The sequence below is a fragment of the Kribbella solani genome, from assembly GCF_014205295.1.
GTDB lineage: Bacteria > Actinomycetota > Actinomycetes > Propionibacteriales > Kribbellaceae > Kribbella > Kribbella solani.
Genome location: NZ_JACHNF010000001.1, coordinates 2,648,106 through 2,666,217 on the forward strand (window position 1 = coordinate 2,648,106; position 18,112 = coordinate 2,666,217).

Below are 18,112 nucleotides of genomic sequence, written 5' to 3' on the forward strand. Positions count from 1 at the left end.
GAACGCTCAGGCGGTCAGAGGTCCTCGTCGCGGCGGCGGCGCCAGCGGTCTTCCATCCGCTCCATGAAGGTGCCGGACGAGTCGTGCTTCGTCCGGTGCCGTTTGGTCGGCGGCGGCGGTGGGATGTCGTCCGACTCCCCCGCGTTGCTGATCCGTTTCATGCTCAGCGCCGCGATGTACAGACACGCGACCATCATCACGAACCCGATCACACCGATGATCGTGTTCGGCAGGATGGCACCGGTCATCAGCACCGCGATACCCAGCACGAACCCAGCGCCGGCAAGCACTGCCCGGCGCTTGTAGTACAAGCGCACATTGGTCCCACGCATGGCGGAAACGAACTTCGGGTCTTCCGCAGCAAGGGCACGTTCGAGCTGCTCGAACTGGCGCTGCTCTTCTTCCGAGAGGGGCACCGTCGATCCCTCCATGATGAGCGCGATCTCGATAGGCCGCCTCCAGTCTAGGCCGCGTGTGCGTCACACGAAACCCTGACCGCCTGTCCAGCGCGTCACGGTCCGGCAACTGCCCCACCAAGGTCGGTCCCAAACCCATGTCCATCGGCGTGTCGCTCACAGCCCGTTCACAGCAACAGGCGTTCAACCGTGCCGGAGGTAACCTCGCCATCACCCTCCGTGCAGGGATCGGTCGGCCACCAAGCGATTTTGCGCGGCAGCGGATGCCGATTCCGGGGCAGCGGTCAGCGGGTGGCGAGGATGTGGAGTTGGGTGGCCAGGGCCCGGAAAGCGGGGTGCTGGCTGGCGGCGCGTTCCAGATCGGCCAGGGACTCGGCCGCGCCCGGCTCGGAGTCGACGAACGCGGACGGCACCAGATCGGCGAACGTACGCACCCCGTGCACCGTGTGCACCATGAACCCGGCATCGGCCAGCTGCCCGGTGATACCGGCCTCGTCGAACCGGCGCGGCATCGGATCGGTGGCACCCCACCGGCCGTCCGGGTCCTGCAAAGCGATCCGCGCCTCGGCCAGATGGCCGGCCAGCGCCCGCGCGAGGACCACGGCGTTGCGCTGGGCAACCAGCAGACTCAGTACGCCGCCCTCCCGCAGCACCGACGCCATCGCCTGCAACGCCTGTACCGGATCGTCCACAACCTCAAGCACGCCGTGACACAGCACCGCGTCCGCGCTCGACTCCCCCGCCAGACCCGGCAGCTCGGCCGCGTCGCCCTGGACGCCACGGATCAGGTCGCTGACCCCTTCGTCACTGGCCCGCCGCTCGAGCGACGCCAGCGCGTCCGGGCTCGGATCGACGACCGTCACCCGGTGCCCTTCGACCGCCAGCGGCACCGCGAATCCACCGGTACCGCCACCGAGGTCGACGATGTCCAGCCCGGCGCCCGGATCGGTACGTTCCCGGCCGGCCAGCGCGACGCGTAATGCCTCCCCGATCAACGCAGTACGCACACTCCGCCGCCGCCGATCCACCATCAATCCTCCTGCCGATCCCCCGACCCGAACCCTGCCCCCATACCCGACTCCAGCCACCACACCGGCCCAGAGTCACCACCGCGCCACACCCTACTTCCACCCCAACCACTCACCCGGCCCCCGGGTCACGTGGCACCAACCTCAGGCTCCCCAAACCGGTTCGGGGAGCCAAGCTGCCCGATCCGGGTGGGTTGGGCTCCCCAAACTGGTTTGGGGAGCGCGGGGGGCTGGATGTGCTGGGCGGGGTGTGGTGGACCGGGGTGTGGTGGACCGGGGTGTGGTGGACCGGGGTGTGTCAGGCGGGGTTGCGGGCGATGACGTACAGCCGGCGGGTGGATTCGGCACGGGTGGTGATCGGGCCGCGCAGGTACCACTCGACGTCGGTCAGTCCAGCGGCCTCCAGCATCGCGACGACCTGAGCTGGATCATGCAAGACGTAGTCCAGGTTGACTTCATGCCCGAGGAACTCGTCGACGTGCCGGACCTCAGCGCCCGCGTGCAGCGCCAGAACCAGCCATCCACCGGGATCGAGCGGCCGGGTCAGCGCCGCGATCGCCTCGGGGAGCTCGGACGCGGCCAAGTGGATCAGCGAATACCACCCGAGCACGGCAGCCCACCCGGAACTGGTCGGCGGCCGACCGAGCCGGCGCAGATCCCCAACGTCGTAACTGTGCTCCGGAAACCGCCGGCGCGCCTCGGCGACCATCTCGGCCGCGATGTCGATCCCGGTCGCCGCGGCACCACCTTCGGCCAGGTACGCGGTGATGTGTCCCGGCCCAGAACCGACTTCCACGACGGGCCGGCCATTGGCATGGGCAATCACCCGGTCCAGCAACCAGGTCTCGAACGGCAACCCGGCAAGCTCATCGAGCAGTTGGTCCGCGTACGCCGTCGCGACCGCGTCGTACGCGGCCCGCACCCGAGCGTCTCGTGCCTCCGCGCCATCGGCGATCACCTGGTCACGATCGACAGACTCGGTGACGGTGGCCTCGTCCTCGTCGCTGACCGGGCCGAGGAGATGAGTCCATCGCCGATCGTGCTGGCCGGCGCGCCGCTCCAGCTCCCGCACCAGCGGCTCGGGCCGCTCGGCCATCCGCCGCAGGCACGCCTCGACGTCACCGCGGTCCTCGAACTTGTGCAGCCGCTCCGTCCGCGTACGCAACTCGCCGGGCGCTTGCGCACCGCGCAGCAACAACACGGTGATCAGCGCACGCTCGTCCGGCGCGAGCTCCAGCTTCTCGTCCAGGATCTGGTGGTACTTCAGCGTGCGCCGCCCGGTGTCGACCCAGACGATCCGCAGCAGCTCCCGGTCCCGCAGCGACCGCGCGACCCGCTCGACCGTGCCTTGGTCGTAGTCGACGACCGGCTCACGATTACTGGTCTGATTGCACGCCGTCCGCAACGCGTTGGCAGTCAACGGGTACGACGCGGGGACGGTCGCCTGTTTCTCCAGCAAGCTCCCGAGGACCCGCTGTTCCTCGACATCCAGCACAGGAAGATCGCTCACACCCGCGACCTTAATGCCCACCCGGGACCTAGGGAGCTACTGGCGGGTGGTCCGGTCAGCCTGGTTGGTAAGTCTCCGGGAGGGTCAGTGGCTCGAAGGCGGTGCCGTTGCAGGTTGGGCAGAGGGCATCGTCGGAGAGTCCGGAGCCGGCGCACTGGGTGCAGAGACCGTCGTGCCAGGACTCACCGGACAGGGAGTGGTGTGGGCGCGGGTAGTGGGTGTCCGGCAGGTAGCACTCGGCGCCGGTCAAGGCGTGCAGGCGACCGCACAGGTCCTTGCCCAGGCCTCTTTGTTCGGTCACGGTCGGGATCTCCTCAGTGCTGGGTGTTGCTGGGTGACGCTCGATGGCTCAGCTGGCTTGCATCCAAGGTTGGGTCAGCACCGACCGCGGGTCGGTGGTGGCGGTGAGGACAGGACTCGTGGACAGCCGCAGGCTCGCTTCCACCTGGGTGTAGAAGGTTTCGGCGGCACGGATCAGGTCGTCCGCCTCGCGGGTGCTGACGGCGCGCTCCAGCCCGGCCTCGGCGGCGGCACGCTGCGCGGCGCCGGCGGCGAAGAACGTCGCCCACTCACCGAACTCGGGCGCGACCTCGGCGAGCAGAACCCACGCGTTCTTCTGCACGCGGCGGCGGCTGCCGGACCGGACCGGGCGGGCCCGGACGGCGAGCACCGCGGCCGCGACCCGGAGCGCCGCGACATGGGCGCTGGAGTAGCGGATCAGGCGGTCAGTGGTCTCGGTCGCCTCGGCCAGGGCGGCCCGGGCGCGGGACAGCTCACGGCTGGCCGCGCCGGCGGCTACCGGGGACACCGGTGAAACGGTCATCGGTCGGTCACCCTCTCCAGTTGCCAACGGCCCGAGTGCGGGTCGTGGGCGAGATCGAAAAGCTCCCTGCGTCCGTGCCGGCCACAGCCGGCCTCGACGCGGTACACCGCGCGCTGTGGACCCCAGTCAGCGTCCAGCACCCCGACCGCCGCCGCGGACACGCCCGCCTCAGCCACCGCGGTACCAGCAGCGGCACCGGCGGCGACAGCACCGGCAGCAGCGGCAGCGGGGTGGGGATGCGTGGCAGCGGGGCGTGAACGGGGGTTCGCCGCCGCTGCCACGCCGTTCAGGTGGGCTCGGGTCGTGCGCTGGGCCACGTGGGCGTCGTAGGTCGAGCCGGTACCGATGACGCCGCGCTCCCACCAGGCGGCCGTCTCGGTCCACTGGGACCGAAGCTCGCAGACCCGCCAGAGCCGGCCGCGCCAGAGGAACTGGTCAGGGGTCTCGATGCCGTCCACGAACACCGAGTGCACCTCAACGGCGTCGTCGATCTCCCACATGATCCATGTCCTCCTCTGGAAGTGCTTCCCCTGGGCGACGGCCCGGCGGGGAGCACCAGGGTGGGGGTCGAGGTCCACCCCGGTGCCCGGCCCGCCGGGACCACCGGATTCCGATGCGGCCGCAACTCCGCACCGGAGCCGTCCAGCTGTCCGGCCCACCTCGGCCTGGCCTCCCGACGAAACCGGGGCCGAGGTAATCGAACATCTGTTCGAACACTGGAAGCGTAGCGCCGTCCACCGACAGTCGTCAACGGCCGGGGCACCCGGCGCGCCGGGCTCCCGGGCCGCCAGGCCGGCGACGATGCCTTCGATCCACATGCCACTGATCGTGCCGGACGCCACCGACAGTTTTCGGTCCCGGCCTTCCGCGCGGTATCCGGAGCGTGGTATTCGGATGCTCGCGGGCAGCCGGGCGAATAGGCTGCCCGGGGTGAGCAGTCATCCCAACGTGCAGAAAGTCGCCGCCGCCCTGCGGGCCGCCGGCGCGACCGGTGAGATCAAGATCCTGGACGAGGCGGTACCGACCGCGGCCGCCGCGGCCGCCGGCCTCGGCTGCGAGGTCGGCGCGATCGCGAACAGCCTGATCTTCGACGGTGACGGCGTCCCGGTGCTGATCCTGACCTCGGGCGCGCACCGGGTGGACACGGCGAAGGTCGCGGCCGAGCTCGGGATCGGCAAGCTTAAGCGGGCCACGCCGGAGTTCGTCAAGGAGCACACCGGCCAGTCGATCGGCGGCGTCGCCCCGGTCGGCCACCCGGGGCAGGTCCAGACCTACGTCGACACCGCCCTGGAGCAGTACCCGGTGGTTTGGGCCGCCGCGGGCATCCCCCACTCCGTCTTCCCGACCACGTACGCCGAGTTGCTCGGGCTGACCAACGGCACGCCGATCACCGTCAACTGAAACGACGAAGCCGTCCAGCGGGTCGCTGGACGGCTTCGGCTACTCCAAGAGCTACTGCAAGAGCTACTGCAGGCAGGTCAGATGGCGGGGCGTACGTCCACGTCTGCCGCGCGTACGTAGGCCATCCGGTGCCCGAACCAGATCTGGTAGTACCTGTCCTTGCCGATGACCTGTACGTGGTCGGTCGGCGGCTGGCCGTCGAACGTGACAGCCCGGTAGTAGTCGGTCTCGATGTTCAGGTCACCCACCGGGTACGCCTGTCCGGCGCCGATCGTGTACTGCAGCGGCGTCACCGTCTGGTACGGAATACCGGCCGGGTACGCGGACTGCTCCGGGTACGCGCGCCCGTACACCGGAACGGAGGTCTTGCCCGCCTTCGGCTTCACGACCAGGCCGGGCTTCACGAACGCGTCCGGCGCGGACGCCGGGCTCTTGAACCAGCCCAGCGCGCCCAGGTACCAGACAGCCACCCAGTCGCCTTGGCGCTGTGCCACGACGTACTGCGAACCCGCGGCGGCCCGTGAACCCATGTCGGACACGTCAGTGGTGCCGTTGGAACCGTCCGGGTGCAGACCGAGGTCCTTGACCAGCGGCGCGTTGTCGTCCGGTGCTTGGCGCAGGTAGACGAAGTTGGTGCCCTGCGGCTTGCACGGCGTACCAGGGGTGTCGCAGTTGTCGACGACCTGGACGTTGCCCTGGAAGCCCGGCTTGATGGTCACGATCGACCCAGCCCGTACCGGCAGCACCGACTTGCCCCAGATCGGCGCACCGACCAGGTCCATGTAGTGCTCCCAGTCCCAGTACGGTCCCGGGTCCCAGTGCATGCCACGGACCGTACTCGGGAGCGTGCCCGGCACCTGGTCGTGGCCGATGATGTGTGCCCGGTCGAGCGGGATGTTGTTCTTGACCGCCAGGTAGCGCACCAGCTTGGCCGAGTTGCGGTAGAGCGACTCGGTGAACCAGGTGGCGCCCTGCGGCGCGAACCCTTCGTGCTCGATGCCGATGCTGTGCTGGTTCACGTACCAGTTGCCGGCGTGCCAGGCGACGTCCTTGGCCTTCACGTGCTGCCAGGTGTGCCCGTCCGACGACCGCATCGTGTACTGCCAGCTCACGTACGTCGGGTCCTGTACCAGGTTCAGTACGCCCTGCCAGTGGCCCTCGGTGTCGTGGATGACGATGTAGTCGATCTTGCCGGTCTTCGGCCGGTTCGCGAGGTCGTGGTTGCCGTAGTCGCCGTCACCGAACTGTGAGTACGGCGCCGGCAGCCACTCGCAGCCGAGCGACACCGGGCACTCCACGTCGGACTTGGACGGCTGCACACCAGCCGGCAGCGACAGCTTGTCGACCTGTGACTTGTCCGGCTTCACTGCCAGCGCCGGCATCGCGATCTGCTGACCCGTGTTCGTCGTACGGGCCGCGCCGCGCGCCATGATCGAGTAGACGTCGTCGGCGAACCCAGCCGCGCCGACCTTGTCCCCTGCTTCTGCATACGACGCAACAGCGCCGTACCAGTCAGCCGGTGAGGTACTGGCGCCAACCGGAAGCCCCAGCGACTTCTGGTACGCCGCCAGCACCGCGGCGCCACCATTGATGTTGTCGGTGACGTTGTTACGCAGTGAGCTCTGGTCGAGCCCGGTCAGCTCGGACGCCTTCTTCAGCGTCTGCAGTGAGTCGGCTGTCGCGACCTTCTGTTTACCGGACAGGTCAGCGACCTCCGACGCACCCAGTCCGGTGAGGTGCATCGGGCCGTACCCACCGGTCGTACTCGGTGCGCCGGCGTGGTCGTCCCAGCGGGACTCGGCGTACGAAACGGCCAGCAGGACGGACTCCGGCACGCCGTACTTCGCGGCGGCCGTCTGGTACGCCGTAGCGGCGACCGCGGCCGGCGCGGGCGCTGGTGACGCCGCGGCGGGTGGACCTCCCAACGACACGCCGACCAGTGCGGCCGGCAGCGCTACCGCACCCAGTGCGGCAAGAATTCTCGGACGACGCAGCATGATGTTCTCCTGAACCCGTGGGCGGGGTGCCGGTCACACAGACTGGCAGCCTAGTCACTGTGAGTCGAGGCGACGCGGATGTCAACGGTTAACCAAAGTTCGCGTCCATGGGTTCGATACTGACGAAAACGTGCCGGGCGACGCGCGGCGACTGACGGTTACGGAGCACGGGGATGGAAGCACTGCCGCTGGCGGTGACGACTGGCTGGGCCAGTGGCATCAACGCCTATGCCTGCGTGCTGATCCTCGGTCTGCTCGGCCGGTTCGCCGGAGCCGGTGACGTACCGCATGCGCTGACCACCACGCCGGTGCTGATCGCCGCTGGTGCACTCTTCGCGTTCGAATTCGTCGCCGACAAGATCCCGTACATCGACTCCGCGTGGGATGCGATCTCCACCGTGATCAGGCCGACGATCGGCGCCGTACTGGCCGCCCTGATGTCCGGTCAGGCAAGCACGCTGCACCAGGCGCTGATCGCTACTACTGGCGGCCTGGTGGCGCTGCTGTCGCATGCGGTGAAGTCGAGTCTGCGGCTGGCGATCAACACCTCCCCCGAGCCGGTCACCAACATCGCCGCGTCCTCCGGGGAGGATGTAGCGGTTGCCGGTGTGGTGTCACTGGCCGCCTTCCATCCGGAGGCGGCGCTGATCATCGCCGGTGTCCTGCTGCTGCTCGGTCTGATCGGTGTGTACTTCGCGTTCCGGTTCATCCGGCGCGGGTACCGCCGCTTCAAGGCCTGGCGAGCGCAACGAAGTAGTACCCCTGCTACCGGAAGCGGCAGTGCCTTGCCTGAGGAAAAGTAATGGCCAATGTGATTGTCATCGGGGCCGGCCTGGCCGGTCTCGCCAGTGCCGTGCGGTTGGCCAAGCTGGGCCATCAGGTCACCATCTGCGAACAGGACGAGCACCTGGGTGGAGTACTAGGTCGTGTCGAGGCGGACGGGTTCAGTTGGGACGCCGGTGCGGCCAGTACGACGCTCCCGGCCGCGCTACGCGATCTGTTCCGCAAGAGCGGCCGGCCGATCGAGAGTCTGGTCCAGCTGGACCCGGTGACCGAGCCACGTCGCCACATGTTCGCTGACGGCTCGGTGCTCGACCTGCCGGTCAGCGACCGCGGCGCGCAGGAGGAGGCGTGGACCGGCTTGGCCGGTGCCGCTGTGGCCGAGCAGTGGACCGCGCTGGTCGACAAGTACGGCGACACCTGGCAGATCCTTCGTAAGACCTCACTGGAGCCGCCGCTCGAGGACAAGCTGCCGATCAAGACGGTCCGCGCGCTCAAGCCGTGGCAGTCGTTGGAGAAGGTCGCACAGCGCGAGTTGACCGACGAACGGGCCCGTGCGGTGCTCCGGCACTTCGCGGCACAAGGCGGTTCGGATCCCACGCTCACCCCGGGGTACATCGGCGTCTGGTCGTATCTGGAGCGGACGTTCGGCCGCTGGACGATCGCTGGTGGTTTCGGCGCGCTGGCGGATGCGCTGGCGAAGCGCGCCGACGAGCGGAAGATCACCGTGCGTACCAGCGCCGAGGTGGCTGCCATCTCGACAGCTGCCGGCGCGGTCACTGGCGTACGCCTTGCCGACGGAACCGAACTGCCCGCTGACGTCGTGGTGAGTGACATCGACCCGCGGGTGCTCTACGAGAGCCTCATCGAGGACCCGGTGGCCAAGAAGGTACGCAAGAAGATCCGGTCGACGCACCAAGCACAGGCGGCGTACGTAGTACACCTCGGCCTGAAGGAGCCAGTACCGGAGCTGCCGTTCGAGACCGTGCTGCACGGCACACCGACCGTGGTGGTGCGGACAGGTGGCACAGCACCAGCCGGGCACCAGGCCTGGTCCGTACTGGTCCACGGCTACCCCACCGATGACGTACTGGACCTGCTGGTCGCCCGTGGACTGCACGTACGGGAGAGCGTGGTGTCCCGGCAGACGTCGCCGTCCTGGTGGGCCGGTGTGGCCTGGGAGGGCTACAAGACCGCCCGCCGCCGCGCCTCGAACGTGTCACCGGTCAAGGGCCTGTACTGCGTCGGTGCGGGCGCCCACCCCGGCTCCGGCGTGCCCGCGACGACGCTGGGCGCCGCGATCGTCGCCGACGCGATCGGGAAGGCCTGAGACCCCGGTGGGGTTGGACATGGGAGCGAACTAAGATTGGTTGTTCCTGTGTTCTGAGTCGGGACAGTGCCCGGCCGTAGAGAGGACCTCGGTGGACCAAACCCCCACATCGGCCGATCACAACTCTGATGGCGCCGACGGCGCCGACAGCATGGAGCGGGCTGAGCTGGCGGCTGAGCAACAACATGTCGACCGGGTGTACGGCCGGGTCGAGGAGGCCGCCCGGTCGGCGTCCCGGATCGCCGTCGACGGCTACCAGCGCGGCCAGGCGCAGAACGTCGGCCGGGTACGCGAGGAGGAGCAGACCGGTCTGTACGAGCGGGACGTGCTCGTGTTCGCCGCCGCTCGCCGGATCGCAGAGCTGGACGCGGAGCACGAAGGCCTGGTGTTCGGCCGGCTGGACTCGGACCGGGGTGACGACGAGCCGCAGGCGCCGGCCGCGGCCGGGCTCGACAAGTTGTACGTCGGCCGGATCGGGGTCCGTGACGCCGAGTACGAGCCGCTGGTGATCGACTGGCGCGCGCCCGCCGCGGAGCCGTTCTACCGCGCCACCGCGACCGACCGGCAGAAGGTCGTCCGCCGCCGCGTACTGCGTAACAAGGGGCCGCGGATCGTCGGCCTCGAGGACGACCTGCTGGCGCCGGAGCGCGCGCCGGAGGACCTGCCGGTGATGGGCGAGGGCGCCTTGATGGCGTCGCTGTCGCGGGCTCGCGGTCACACGATGCGCGACATCGTCGCCACCATCCAGGCCGAACAGGACAAGGCGATCCGGTCGACGGCCCGTGGGGTCACGGTGATCGGCGGTGGACCCGGCACCGGCAAGACAGTGGTCGCGCTGCACCGCGCCGCGTACCTGCTGTACAGCGACCGCAGGCGCTTCGAGCGTGGCGGCGTACTGGTGGTCGGACCGTCAGCGGCGTTCATGGCGTACATCGAGCGGGTGCTACCCAGCCTAGGTGAGAACACCGTCTCGCTCCGCGCCGTCGGCGAGCTGGTCGATGGCGTGAAGGCCACTGCGGTCGACGAGGCCGAGGTAGCGGCGATCAAGGGCTCGCTGCGGATGCGCGGCGTCCTGTCGCGTGCTGCTCGCGACCGCGTGCCAACCGCACCGACCACGCTGCGCGTGTTCATCGGTGGCGCCACGGTAGAGCTGGACGCCAACCAGCTCGACAACGTACGCCGCAACGCACTACGCCGGACTGCACGCAACCGGGCAGCTGCCGAGGCCCGTAAGGGGCTGATCGCCGCGCTGTGGCAGCGGTTCCCGGAGGACCTGCGTACTGGGCCGCTGGGCGACCGTGAGGCGTTCGGTGACCGTGCCACAGACACGCCGGCGTTCCGGACGTTCTTCGGCCAGTGGTGGCCGGTGGTGACTCCGGAGGCGGCACTGCGCTGGCTTGGTGACCCACGTCGGCTGCAGCGCTGGGCCCGGAACGAGCTGACGCCCAGAGAGGTCGATGCACTCGCGAGAGGTATCCGTACGACGGATGAGTTCACCATCGCCGATGTGGCGTTGCTGGATGAGCTGACCACTCTGCTCGGCCGGCCCCTGGCAACTGAGAACACCGACGAGGAGTTCGACTGGCTGGAAGGTCTCAGCGAGGGGGTGAACGAGGTGCTCACCAGCTCGGAGCGCAGGGCGCGCGCCGCGGCAGCCCGCGAGGCAGAGGAGCCGGAGGAGTACGCGCATGTGCTGGTGGACGAGGCGCAGGACCTCTCCCCCATGCAGTGGCGCATGGTCACGCGCCGCGGTCCGCAGGCCAGCTGGACGATCGTCGGCGACCCGGCACAGAGCTCCTGGCCGGATCCGGACGAGGCCCGCGGGGCGATGGACTCGATGTTGTCGCACCTGCAGCGGCACACGTACCGGCTGTCCACCAACTACCGGAACTCGGCTGAGATCTACTCGTTCGCCGGTGAGGTGATCCGGCAGTCGATCCCGGACGCCGACCTGCCGAACGCGGTCCGCAGTACCGGGGTCGAGCCGGACCACCGGGTCTTCGACGACGGCAAGGTGTCCCAGGCTGCCGGTGAAGCGGCCGCTGAGCTGCTGCAGCTGGTCGAGGGCACCGTCGGCGTCATCGTGCCGCCGGCACTGCGGCCGATCGTGGAGCCGGTGCTGGCCGAGCTGGGCGACCCCCGGGTCGTCGCGGTGAGCCCACTGGACTCGAAGGGCCTCGAGTACGACGGTGTCGTGGTGGTCGAACCGGATCGGATCGTCAGCGACACACTGGGCGGCGTACGCGCGCTGTATGTCGTTCTGACCCGAGCGACGCAGCGGTTGATCACGATCAACAGCACCACCCAGTGGTTGCCCACCCGCGACTCCTGACCGGGCAGCTGATGGCAACTGCCCGGCGCCGAGTCAGAGGGTGTTTGGGAACTCTGTGCCGTAGCGAGGAGGTGCTCGGTGCGGTAGCTCGGCGTGCGGGAGGGGAGGCGTCGATGTGGTTCATCGTTGCCTTTCCTCCCGTGCGGCGAGGTGCCGTGCCGAGTGCCCCGCAGTAGGCGCAGAGTTCCCAAACACCCTCTCAGCCGCGGGGCACGGAGTACTGCACCAGGTCGGCCTCGTTCGCCGCGAGGTCGGCCCACTTGCAGGTGAGGTGCAGGATCGCCAGACCGGTGGTCGGGTACTTCTGGGTGAGCTCGATCCGCTCCGGGCTGGTGCCGTCCAGCGCCAGCTCGTCGGCCAGCCATGGGATGCCCGGCGCGTGACCGACCACGACCACCGTCCGTGTCTCCGCCGGTGCTTCGTGGACGACGTCCAGCAACTCGTCCGTGCCGGCGTTGTAGATCCGCTTGTCGTACCAGACGTCGCCGGCGCCGACGCCCGCCTCGGCGACCTGCTTCCAGGTCTCCCGGGTGCGCTTCGACGGCGAGCACAGGACCAGGTCCGCTTCGATGCCTTGGGCAACGAGATGCCGGCCGGCCGCCGCGGCGTCGGCGCGGCCGCGGTCGGTCAGTGGACGCTCGAGGTCGGGCATCGACTCCGGTGGCACCGCCTTGGCGTGCCGGAGCAGAACGAGGGTTCGGTCGATCAACAGGTCCGACGGGTCAGCCATTGCGTCAGGATACGACCGATGCGCCGAGGTTGCGGAACACCTGCCGCGTCGCGGTCGATCTGTTCAAGGTAATGAAATGAATCCCCGGCGCGCCGCCCGCCAGCAGCCGCTCGCACAGCTCGGTCGCGATCTCGATCCCGGCCTCACGGACCGCCCTCGGATCGTCCTCGACCGCGAGCAACCGCTCGGTGACGGCGGTCGGCAGTGCCATCCCGGTCAGCTCGGCCATCCGCTGGATCTGCTTGATGTTCGTCACCGGCATGACGCCCGGCAGCACCGGCATGTCACAGCCGAGTGCCGCCGACCGGTCGACCAGCCGGAAGTAGTCGTCCGCGCCGAAGAACATCTGGGTGATCGCGTAGTCCGCACCGGCCCGCGCCTTGGCGGCCAGCACGGCAGCGTCCGCCGCCAACGACGTCGCCTCCGGATGCTTGTCCGGGAAGGCAGCGACGCCGACGCAGAAGTCACCGAGCGAGCGGATCAGCTCGACCAGCTCGACCGCATGGTTCAGGCCCTCCGGATGCGCGACCCACGGCTGGTTCGGCCCGCCGGGCGGGTCGCCGCGAAGTGCGAGCAGGTTGCGTACGCCCGCGCCCGCGTACGCGCCGATCACCGAGCGGAGCTCGTCCCGGGAGTGCGCGACGCAGGTCAGATGGCCGAGTGGGGTCAGCGAGGTGTCCTGCGCGACCCGCTCGGTGACGCGGATGGTGCCGTCCCGGGTAGTGCCACCGGCGCCGTACGTGATCGAGACGAAGGTCGGCCGGAGCTGTTCGATCTCGCGGATCGACCGCCACAGCACCTCCTCCGCCTCCGGCGTCTTCGGCGGGAAGAACTCGAACGAGAACGACCGGCCGCCGGACCTGAGCAGCTCGCGGATCGTCGGCGCGCCACCGGGCAGCGTCGAGGGAAGTCCGTTCGCCATGCGTTCAGGTTACCCGCGGTGCCCGGCCGCGTCCGCGTACCGACTACGCTCCGAGACGTGGATGGCGATGTAGATGTCGCGGCCGAGATCCAGCGCGCGCTGAGCGGGTTTCTCGACCGGCAGGAGGGGCGGCTGGCGGCGCTCGGCCCGGAGCTGGCCGAGCAGGTACAGGCCGCGCGGGACGCGACCAGCGGAGGCAAACGGCTGCGGCCGGCCTTCTGCTACTGGGGTTTCCGGGCCGCGGGTGGTGATCGGTCGCTGCCGATCCTGACCGCCGCGGCGAGCCTGGAGATGCTGCACGTCAGTGCCCTGGTGCACGACGACGTGATGGATTCCTCCGACGTACGGCGCGGCGCCCCGTCCGCTCATCGCCGTTTCGAGGCGCTGCAGCGCGAGCGCGGCGAGAAGAGCGGGTACGGCGGCGACCCGGTCGGCTTCGGCGTCGGCGCCGCGATCCTGCTGGGCGACCTGTGCTTGATCTGGGCCGATGAGTTGCTGCACACGTCAGGCTTCGACGCCGCGGCATTGGCTCGGGCGGAGCAGTTCTTCGACGCCGTACGAGTCGAGGTGACGGCCGGTCAGTACCTCGACCTGGTCGCCCAGGCGAGCGGCCAGTCGGATATGGACCTGGCGTTGCGGGTGCTGCGCTACAAGTCGGCGACGTACACGATCGAACGGCCGCTGCACGTCGGCGCGGCGCTGGCCGGTGGGGACGCCAACCTGATCTCGGCACTGTCCGGCTACGGGCTACCGCTCGGCGAGGCGTTCCAGCTGCGCGACGACCTGCTCGGGGTGTTCGGCGACCCGGCGGTGACCGGCAAGCCGGCCGGTGACGATCTGCGCGAAGGCAAACGGACGGTGCTGATCGCGTACGCGGTCGACCGCGCTTCCGAGGCCCAGCTGACCGAGTTCGACCGGCTGTTCGGGCGGCCGGACCTGGACGACGACGAGATCCAGCTGCTGCGCGAGATCCTCCAGGACTGCCGCGCCGTCCAGGCGTGCGAGGACCTGATCACCAACCGCACCGAGGACGCGCTGGACGCGCTGGACCGGGCACCGCTCGCCGACGACGCCACCCGCAAGGCCCTCACCGACCTGGCCGTCGCCGCCACCGCCCGCGACGTCTAGCCCAGCCACGCGCCCAGCGCCGGCCCCCAGCAGTGGTCTGGGTGCTCGGCTAGTGCTGGTCCTGGCCGGCCATCAGGTCGATCAGGCGGAGCAGCTCGGCGGTGCTGGGGAGATCGCCGACGACGATCACCTTGAGCACCGCCCGGTCCTCGTCGTAGATCGTCTCGGCCCGCAACCGCACCGCCTCCGGCTGGTTCAGCGCGCCGAAGATATGCGTACTGAGCCGGTCCGCGGTCGCCCGGTCGACCGAGTCGATGTGCACGATGCTGGACGCCTCGACGTGCCGGTCCGGCCGATCCACGGCCGCCAGCGGCGCGGGCGCACCGGTGAACTCCTCCAGATCCGCCCGGCTGATCCGGTACTGCTTGCCGATCCGCACTGCCTTCAGCCGCCCATCGCGGACGTAGTTGCGGATGGTGCGGACGTGCAGGCCCAGCCGGCTCGCCACCTGCTCGACCGAGTACAGCTCCTGCGCCATGCGGCCAGCCTAGGGCACTTCCTTAGAATTCCCTATAAATGGCCAGATAGGGATGTTTAAGGTAGTTTGAGGTACATGGTGATGTTGGCCGGGCTACAGGTACACGTGAGCGAGTCGCCGCTCCACGACGAGAGCGAAGTCGTTCAGGCGATCGTCGACGCGTACTACGGGCATCAGGCCGAGTGGATCGCGTTCACACCGGAGCAGTTGGGTGACGAGTTCTTCGAGCTGCGCACCGGTCGGGCCGGCGCGATCACGCAGAAGTTCGTCAACTACAAGATGGGTCTCGCGGTAGTCGGTGACATCGCGGAGCGGGTCGCGCGGAGTACGCCGCTGGCCGACTGGGTGCGAGAGAGCAACCGCGGTCACAACCTGCTGTTCGCCGCGGACCTGGACCAGCTGGCTGAACTGCTACAGCACCGGCAGTGAGCTGAGCAGATCGGGCGTACGCGCGCCGGCTTGCTCGCGGATCAACACCCGGAGCTGACCGGAGTTCGTCGTGTCCTCGGCGAAGATCTGGAGCGCTACGTCGACAGTGTCGTGGTCGTGCTCGAGCAGGTTGGGCAGGCCGGTCCACAGCACGACCTCAGGCGCACCTGTCGACCTGTCGCTCAGTGAGTCGGCCAGTGCGTCCCAGTTCCGGCCGAACCAGCGCGGCAGGTCGAACGCGGTCGCGCAGAGGTCCAGAAAGCCTGTCTTGTCGTGGATCTCCGCGGTGTCCAGTAGGACGAAGCCGAAGCCCGCGGCGGTCGCGTCACGCCGTACACCGTCCACCGCGGCCTTGGACGGCCAGCGGTACACACCAGGGCGCAGACCCTCCGTCAGCAGCGTACGCAGGTCCGTCATGAGGTTCCCCCGTTCTCCGCGATCCGGCGGAACGACTTGTAATGGTCATCCGTGTAGTAGCGCTGTCCACCGTTGCCGGTCACGATCCGCCGGGCACCACGGTCCTTCGCACCCGGCGTCGGCACGGTGTACTCGTGGTAGTACCCGCGGTCGTGCTTCGGCAGGACCTTCTCGAAGTTGCCGAACACGACACCGTCCCGGCTGTACGGGTACGGTCCACCCTGGTCGATCAGCTTCAGCGTGGACTGCGCCTCCTTCGGCAGGTCCTTCACCGCGACGACCTTCAGCCCGCTCTCCGGGTCGACGTCCGCGGAGGTCTTCGGGTCGGCGGAGCAGCCGAACAGCGAGGCCGCCAAGGTGATCACCAGCATCGCGACCACCACGGCCGCGACGATCCGCGCGGCCTTCGGGTTGTTGATCACCCGGCCTCCCGCAGCCGCCGGGCGAACGCCGCGGCCGCCGCGCCCGGGTCGTCCGCCGCCGTGATCGCGCGGACCACCACCACTCGGGTCGCACCGGCTTCCAGTACGTCGTCCAGCCGCTCCAGATCGATGCCACCGATCGCGAACCACGGCTTCGACTGAGTCCGGCTCGCGGCGTACGACACCAGCTCCAGACCGGCGGCCTTGCGGCCCGGCTTGGTGGGCGTCTCCCAGGTCGGCCCGACGCAAAAGTAGTCCGACCCCTGCTCGTCCACCGCCGCGTTCACTTGACTGAAGGTGTGCGTGGACCGTCCGACGATCGGCTCCGGTCCGATGATCGCCCTGGCGGCATGCACCGGCAGGTCCCGCTGGCCCAAGTGCAGTACGTCCGCTCCGGCCGCGAAAGCGATGTCCGCGCGGTCGTTCACCGCCAGCAGCTTCCCGTGCCGCTTGCAGCTGTCCGCGAACACCTCCAGCGCGGCCAGCTCGTCGGCAGCCTCCATGTCCTTCTGCCGGAGCTGCACGATGTCCACACCGCCAGCCAGCGCGGCGTCGAGGAACTGCTCGAGGTCACCCTGCTTCTCGCGCGCGTCGGTACACAGGTAGAGGCGGGCATCAGCCAAACGATCGGTGTGGTCGCTCACACCCCAAAGCCTGCCATGTCTCTCCAGAAGTAGGCTGACGGCATGCCTGAGCACACATCCGATGTAGTAGTGATCGGCGCCGGGCTGATCGGGCTTTCCGTTGCCTGGCGGCTGGCTACGGATGGCGTGCGGGTGACGGTGTGCGATCCGACTCCCGGTGCGCAGACCTCGAATGTCGCAGCCGGCATGCTGGCGCCAGTCACTGAGGTGGAGTACGGCGAGGACGACCTGCTCGCGCTGAACCTGGCATCCGTCAACGCCTGGCCGAGGTTCGCCGCCGAGCTCGAGGAGTTCACCGGACTACCGGCCGGACTGCACCAGACCGGCACTCTGGCGGTCGCGTACGACGTGGACGACGCGGCTGCACTACGCCGACTCGCGGAGTACCAGCGGCGACTCGGACTCGAAGTGGAAGAGCTGACCGGCCGCGACGCCCGCCGCCGCGAGCCACTACTCGCTACCGGTGTGTCAGGCGGCGTATGGGTTCCGGGTGATCACTCAGTCGACAACAGGCAGGCAGTGACCACTCTGCTCGAAGCCGTCGACCGCTCCGGCGTGCTGCTACTCCGCCGGCGCGTGACACGCGTACTCACTTCCGGTACGACCGCCGTCGGCGTACAACTCGACAACGGCGACACTATGCACGCCGGTCAGATCGTCGTCGCGGCCGGGCCGTGGTCGCCGCAGCTGGACGGCGTACCGGAAGAGCTCCGTCCACCAGTCCGGCCAGTCAAGGGCGAGCTACTACGACTGCGAGTCCCAGAAGCGTACCGACCGGCGCTGCAGCACACTGTCCGCGCAACAGCCCGTGGCTTCTCGGTCTACCTGGTCCCACGACCAGGCGGTGAGCTCGTAGTCGGTGCAACCACCAGTGAGCTCGGCTACGACACCAGAGTGCTTGCCGGAGGCGCATTCGCATTGCTCCGCGATGCACGGACCGTACTGCCGATCACTGACGAGCTGGAACTGGTGGAGACCATCGCCGGTCTCCGTCCGGCCACTCCGGACAACGCGCCGGTGCTCGGCCCGTCCGGTCTGGATCGGTTGCTCTGGGCAACCGGTCACTACCGGAACGGCGTCCTGCTGACACCGGTCACCGCCCAGGTGATCGCCGACACGATCCGGACCGGCAGCGTGCCGGAGCTCGGCAAACCGTTCCTCGCCAGCCGCTTCGGCCGCTGACTCACGGTTGCCATCGGCAACCGGAAACCTTGTGAACGACAACGGTGTAGTTCAGCCTTGAATTGTAAACATTGAGTTACAGGCGTAACACTCACCCCATCCACCCCTGTTGTCACATCAGTAACAGCACATACGGTCAGATG

20 protein-coding genes are annotated in these 18,112 nt (G+C 68.8%); 7 read left to right on the top strand and 13 right to left on the bottom strand.

Annotated features, from left to right (window positions below):
* Positions 1-14: 14 nt before the first annotated feature.
* The 6 genes from HDA44_RS11860 to HDA44_RS11885 all read right to left on the bottom strand — a co-directional run bounded on the left by HDA44_RS11860 (position 15) and on the right by HDA44_RS11885 (position 4,277).
* Positions 15-416: a DUF3040 domain-containing protein gene (locus HDA44_RS11860; RefSeq protein WP_319035738.1), complete on the bottom strand. Its 402-nt coding sequence runs from the start codon at positions 414-416 to the stop codon at positions 15-17.
* Between the two features lie 284 nt (positions 417-700).
* Positions 701-1,447: a class I SAM-dependent methyltransferase gene (locus HDA44_RS11865; protein WP_184833768.1), complete on the bottom strand. Its 747-nt coding sequence runs from the start codon at positions 1,445-1,447 to the stop codon at positions 701-703.
* Between the two features lie 295 nt (positions 1,448-1,742).
* On the bottom strand, positions 1,743-2,954 hold the full coding sequence (locus HDA44_RS11870) for a DUF480 domain-containing protein (protein WP_337905872.1): 1,212 nt from the start codon (positions 2,952-2,954) through the stop codon (positions 1,743-1,745).
* Positions 2,955-3,009: 55 nt separating this feature from the next.
* Complete coding sequence (locus HDA44_RS11875; protein ID WP_184833770.1) at positions 3,010-3,255, bottom strand: hypothetical protein; 246 nt, start codon at positions 3,253-3,255, stop codon at positions 3,010-3,012.
* Between the two features lie 48 nt (positions 3,256-3,303).
* A complete protein-coding gene (locus HDA44_RS11880) occupies positions 3,304-3,777 on the bottom strand; it encodes an SAV_6107 family HEPN domain-containing protein (protein WP_184833772.1) in 474 nt (157 codons plus the stop codon).
* The gene (locus tag HDA44_RS11885; RefSeq protein ID WP_184844896.1) at positions 3,774-4,277 is read right to left on the bottom strand and encodes a DUF6504 family protein; all 504 of its coding nucleotides are present in this window, start codon (positions 4,275-4,277) and stop codon (positions 3,774-3,776) included. The genes HDA44_RS11880 and HDA44_RS11885 overlap by 4 nt, the downstream gene beginning before the upstream one ends.
* Positions 4,278-4,707: 430 nt before the next feature.
* Between HDA44_RS11885 and HDA44_RS11890 the strand changes: the two genes are divergently transcribed.
* The gene (locus HDA44_RS11890; RefSeq protein WP_184833774.1) at positions 4,708-5,178 is read left to right on the top strand and encodes a YbaK/EbsC family protein; all 471 of its coding nucleotides are present in this window, start codon (positions 4,708-4,710) and stop codon (positions 5,176-5,178) included.
* Positions 5,179-5,255: 77 nt separating this feature from the next.
* Here the strand turns inward: HDA44_RS11890 and HDA44_RS11895 are convergent, their stop codons facing one another.
* The gene (locus tag HDA44_RS11895; RefSeq protein WP_184833776.1) at positions 5,256-7,175 is read right to left on the bottom strand and encodes an N-acetylmuramoyl-L-alanine amidase; all 1,920 of its coding nucleotides are present in this window, start codon (positions 7,173-7,175) and stop codon (positions 5,256-5,258) included.
* 173 nt (positions 7,176-7,348) lie between these two features.
* Between HDA44_RS11895 and HDA44_RS11900 the strand changes: the two genes are divergently transcribed.
* The 3 genes from HDA44_RS11900 (at position 7,349) to HDA44_RS11910 (ending at position 11,617) form a co-directional block, all read left to right on the top strand.
* Complete coding sequence (locus HDA44_RS11900; protein WP_184833778.1) at positions 7,349-7,978, top strand: DUF4126 domain-containing protein; 630 nt, start codon at positions 7,349-7,351, stop codon at positions 7,976-7,978.
* Complete coding sequence (locus HDA44_RS11905) at positions 7,978-9,285, top strand: phytoene desaturase family protein (RefSeq protein ID WP_184833780.1); 1,308 nt, start codon at positions 7,978-7,980, stop codon at positions 9,283-9,285. The genes HDA44_RS11900 and HDA44_RS11905 overlap by 1 nt, the downstream gene beginning before the upstream one ends.
* A gap of 91 nt (positions 9,286-9,376) precedes the next feature.
* Positions 9,377-11,617: a HelD family protein gene (locus HDA44_RS11910; protein ID WP_337905873.1), complete on the top strand. Its 2,241-nt coding sequence runs from the start codon at positions 9,377-9,379 to the stop codon at positions 11,615-11,617.
* Positions 11,618-11,816: 199 nt separating this feature from the next.
* Here the strand turns inward: HDA44_RS11910 and HDA44_RS11915 are convergent, their stop codons facing one another.
* Together HDA44_RS11915 and metF are read right to left on the bottom strand one after the other, a co-directional pair.
* A complete protein-coding gene (locus HDA44_RS11915; protein ID WP_184833782.1) occupies positions 11,817-12,347 on the bottom strand; it encodes a SixA phosphatase family protein in 531 nt (176 codons plus the stop codon).
* Positions 12,348-12,351: 4 nt separating this feature from the next.
* Positions 12,352-13,269 (bottom strand): methylenetetrahydrofolate reductase [NAD(P)H], encoded by a 918-nt coding sequence (gene metF / locus HDA44_RS11920; RefSeq protein ID WP_184833784.1) that lies wholly within the window; start codon positions 13,267-13,269, stop codon positions 12,352-12,354.
* Positions 13,270-13,326: 57 nt separating this feature from the next.
* Between metF and HDA44_RS11925 the strand changes: the two genes are divergently transcribed.
* Complete coding sequence (locus tag HDA44_RS11925) at positions 13,327-14,397, top strand: polyprenyl synthetase family protein (RefSeq protein WP_184833786.1); 1,071 nt, start codon at positions 13,327-13,329, stop codon at positions 14,395-14,397.
* A 49-nt stretch (positions 14,398-14,446) separates the two neighbouring features.
* On the opposite strand, the gene HDA44_RS11930 is transcribed toward HDA44_RS11925, so the two are convergent.
* Positions 14,447-14,875, bottom strand: coding sequence for a helix-turn-helix domain-containing protein (locus tag HDA44_RS11930; protein ID WP_184833788.1), 429 nt, complete (start codon positions 14,873-14,875; stop codon positions 14,447-14,449).
* A 75-nt stretch (positions 14,876-14,950) separates the two neighbouring features.
* Between HDA44_RS11930 and HDA44_RS11935 the strand changes: the two genes are divergently transcribed.
* On the top strand, positions 14,951-15,304 hold the full coding sequence (locus tag HDA44_RS11935; RefSeq protein WP_184833790.1) for a DUF4180 domain-containing protein: 354 nt from the start codon (positions 14,951-14,953) through the stop codon (positions 15,302-15,304).
* Here HDA44_RS11935 and HDA44_RS11940 read toward each other — a convergent pair.
* From HDA44_RS11940 to thiE, 3 genes are read right to left on the bottom strand one after another with little or no spacing between them, the layout of a single operon-like run.
* Entirely contained in the window at positions 15,287-15,721 is a 435-nt protein-coding gene (locus tag HDA44_RS11940; protein WP_184833792.1) for a barstar family protein, read from the bottom strand. The two genes, HDA44_RS11935 and HDA44_RS11940, sit on opposite strands and share 18 nt — an antisense overlap.
* Positions 15,718-16,143 carry a guanyl-specific ribonuclease gene (locus HDA44_RS11945; protein ID WP_319042804.1) on the bottom strand — a complete coding sequence of 142 codons (426 nt, stop codon included), beginning with the start codon at positions 16,141-16,143 and terminating at the stop codon, positions 15,718-15,720. Before HDA44_RS11945 ends, HDA44_RS11940 begins: the two co-directional genes overlap by 4 nt.
* A complete protein-coding gene (gene thiE, locus HDA44_RS11950) occupies positions 16,140-16,787 on the bottom strand; it encodes a thiamine phosphate synthase (RefSeq protein ID WP_184833794.1) in 648 nt (215 codons plus the stop codon). The genes HDA44_RS11945 and thiE overlap by 4 nt, the downstream gene beginning before the upstream one ends.
* A gap of 42 nt (positions 16,788-16,829) precedes the next feature.
* Between thiE and thiO the strand changes: the two genes are divergently transcribed.
* Positions 16,830-17,969, top strand: a complete 1,140-nt coding sequence (thiO, locus tag HDA44_RS11955; RefSeq protein ID WP_184833796.1) for a glycine oxidase ThiO — start codon at positions 16,830-16,832, stop codon at positions 17,967-17,969.
* Positions 17,970-18,112: the final 143 nt, after the last annotated feature.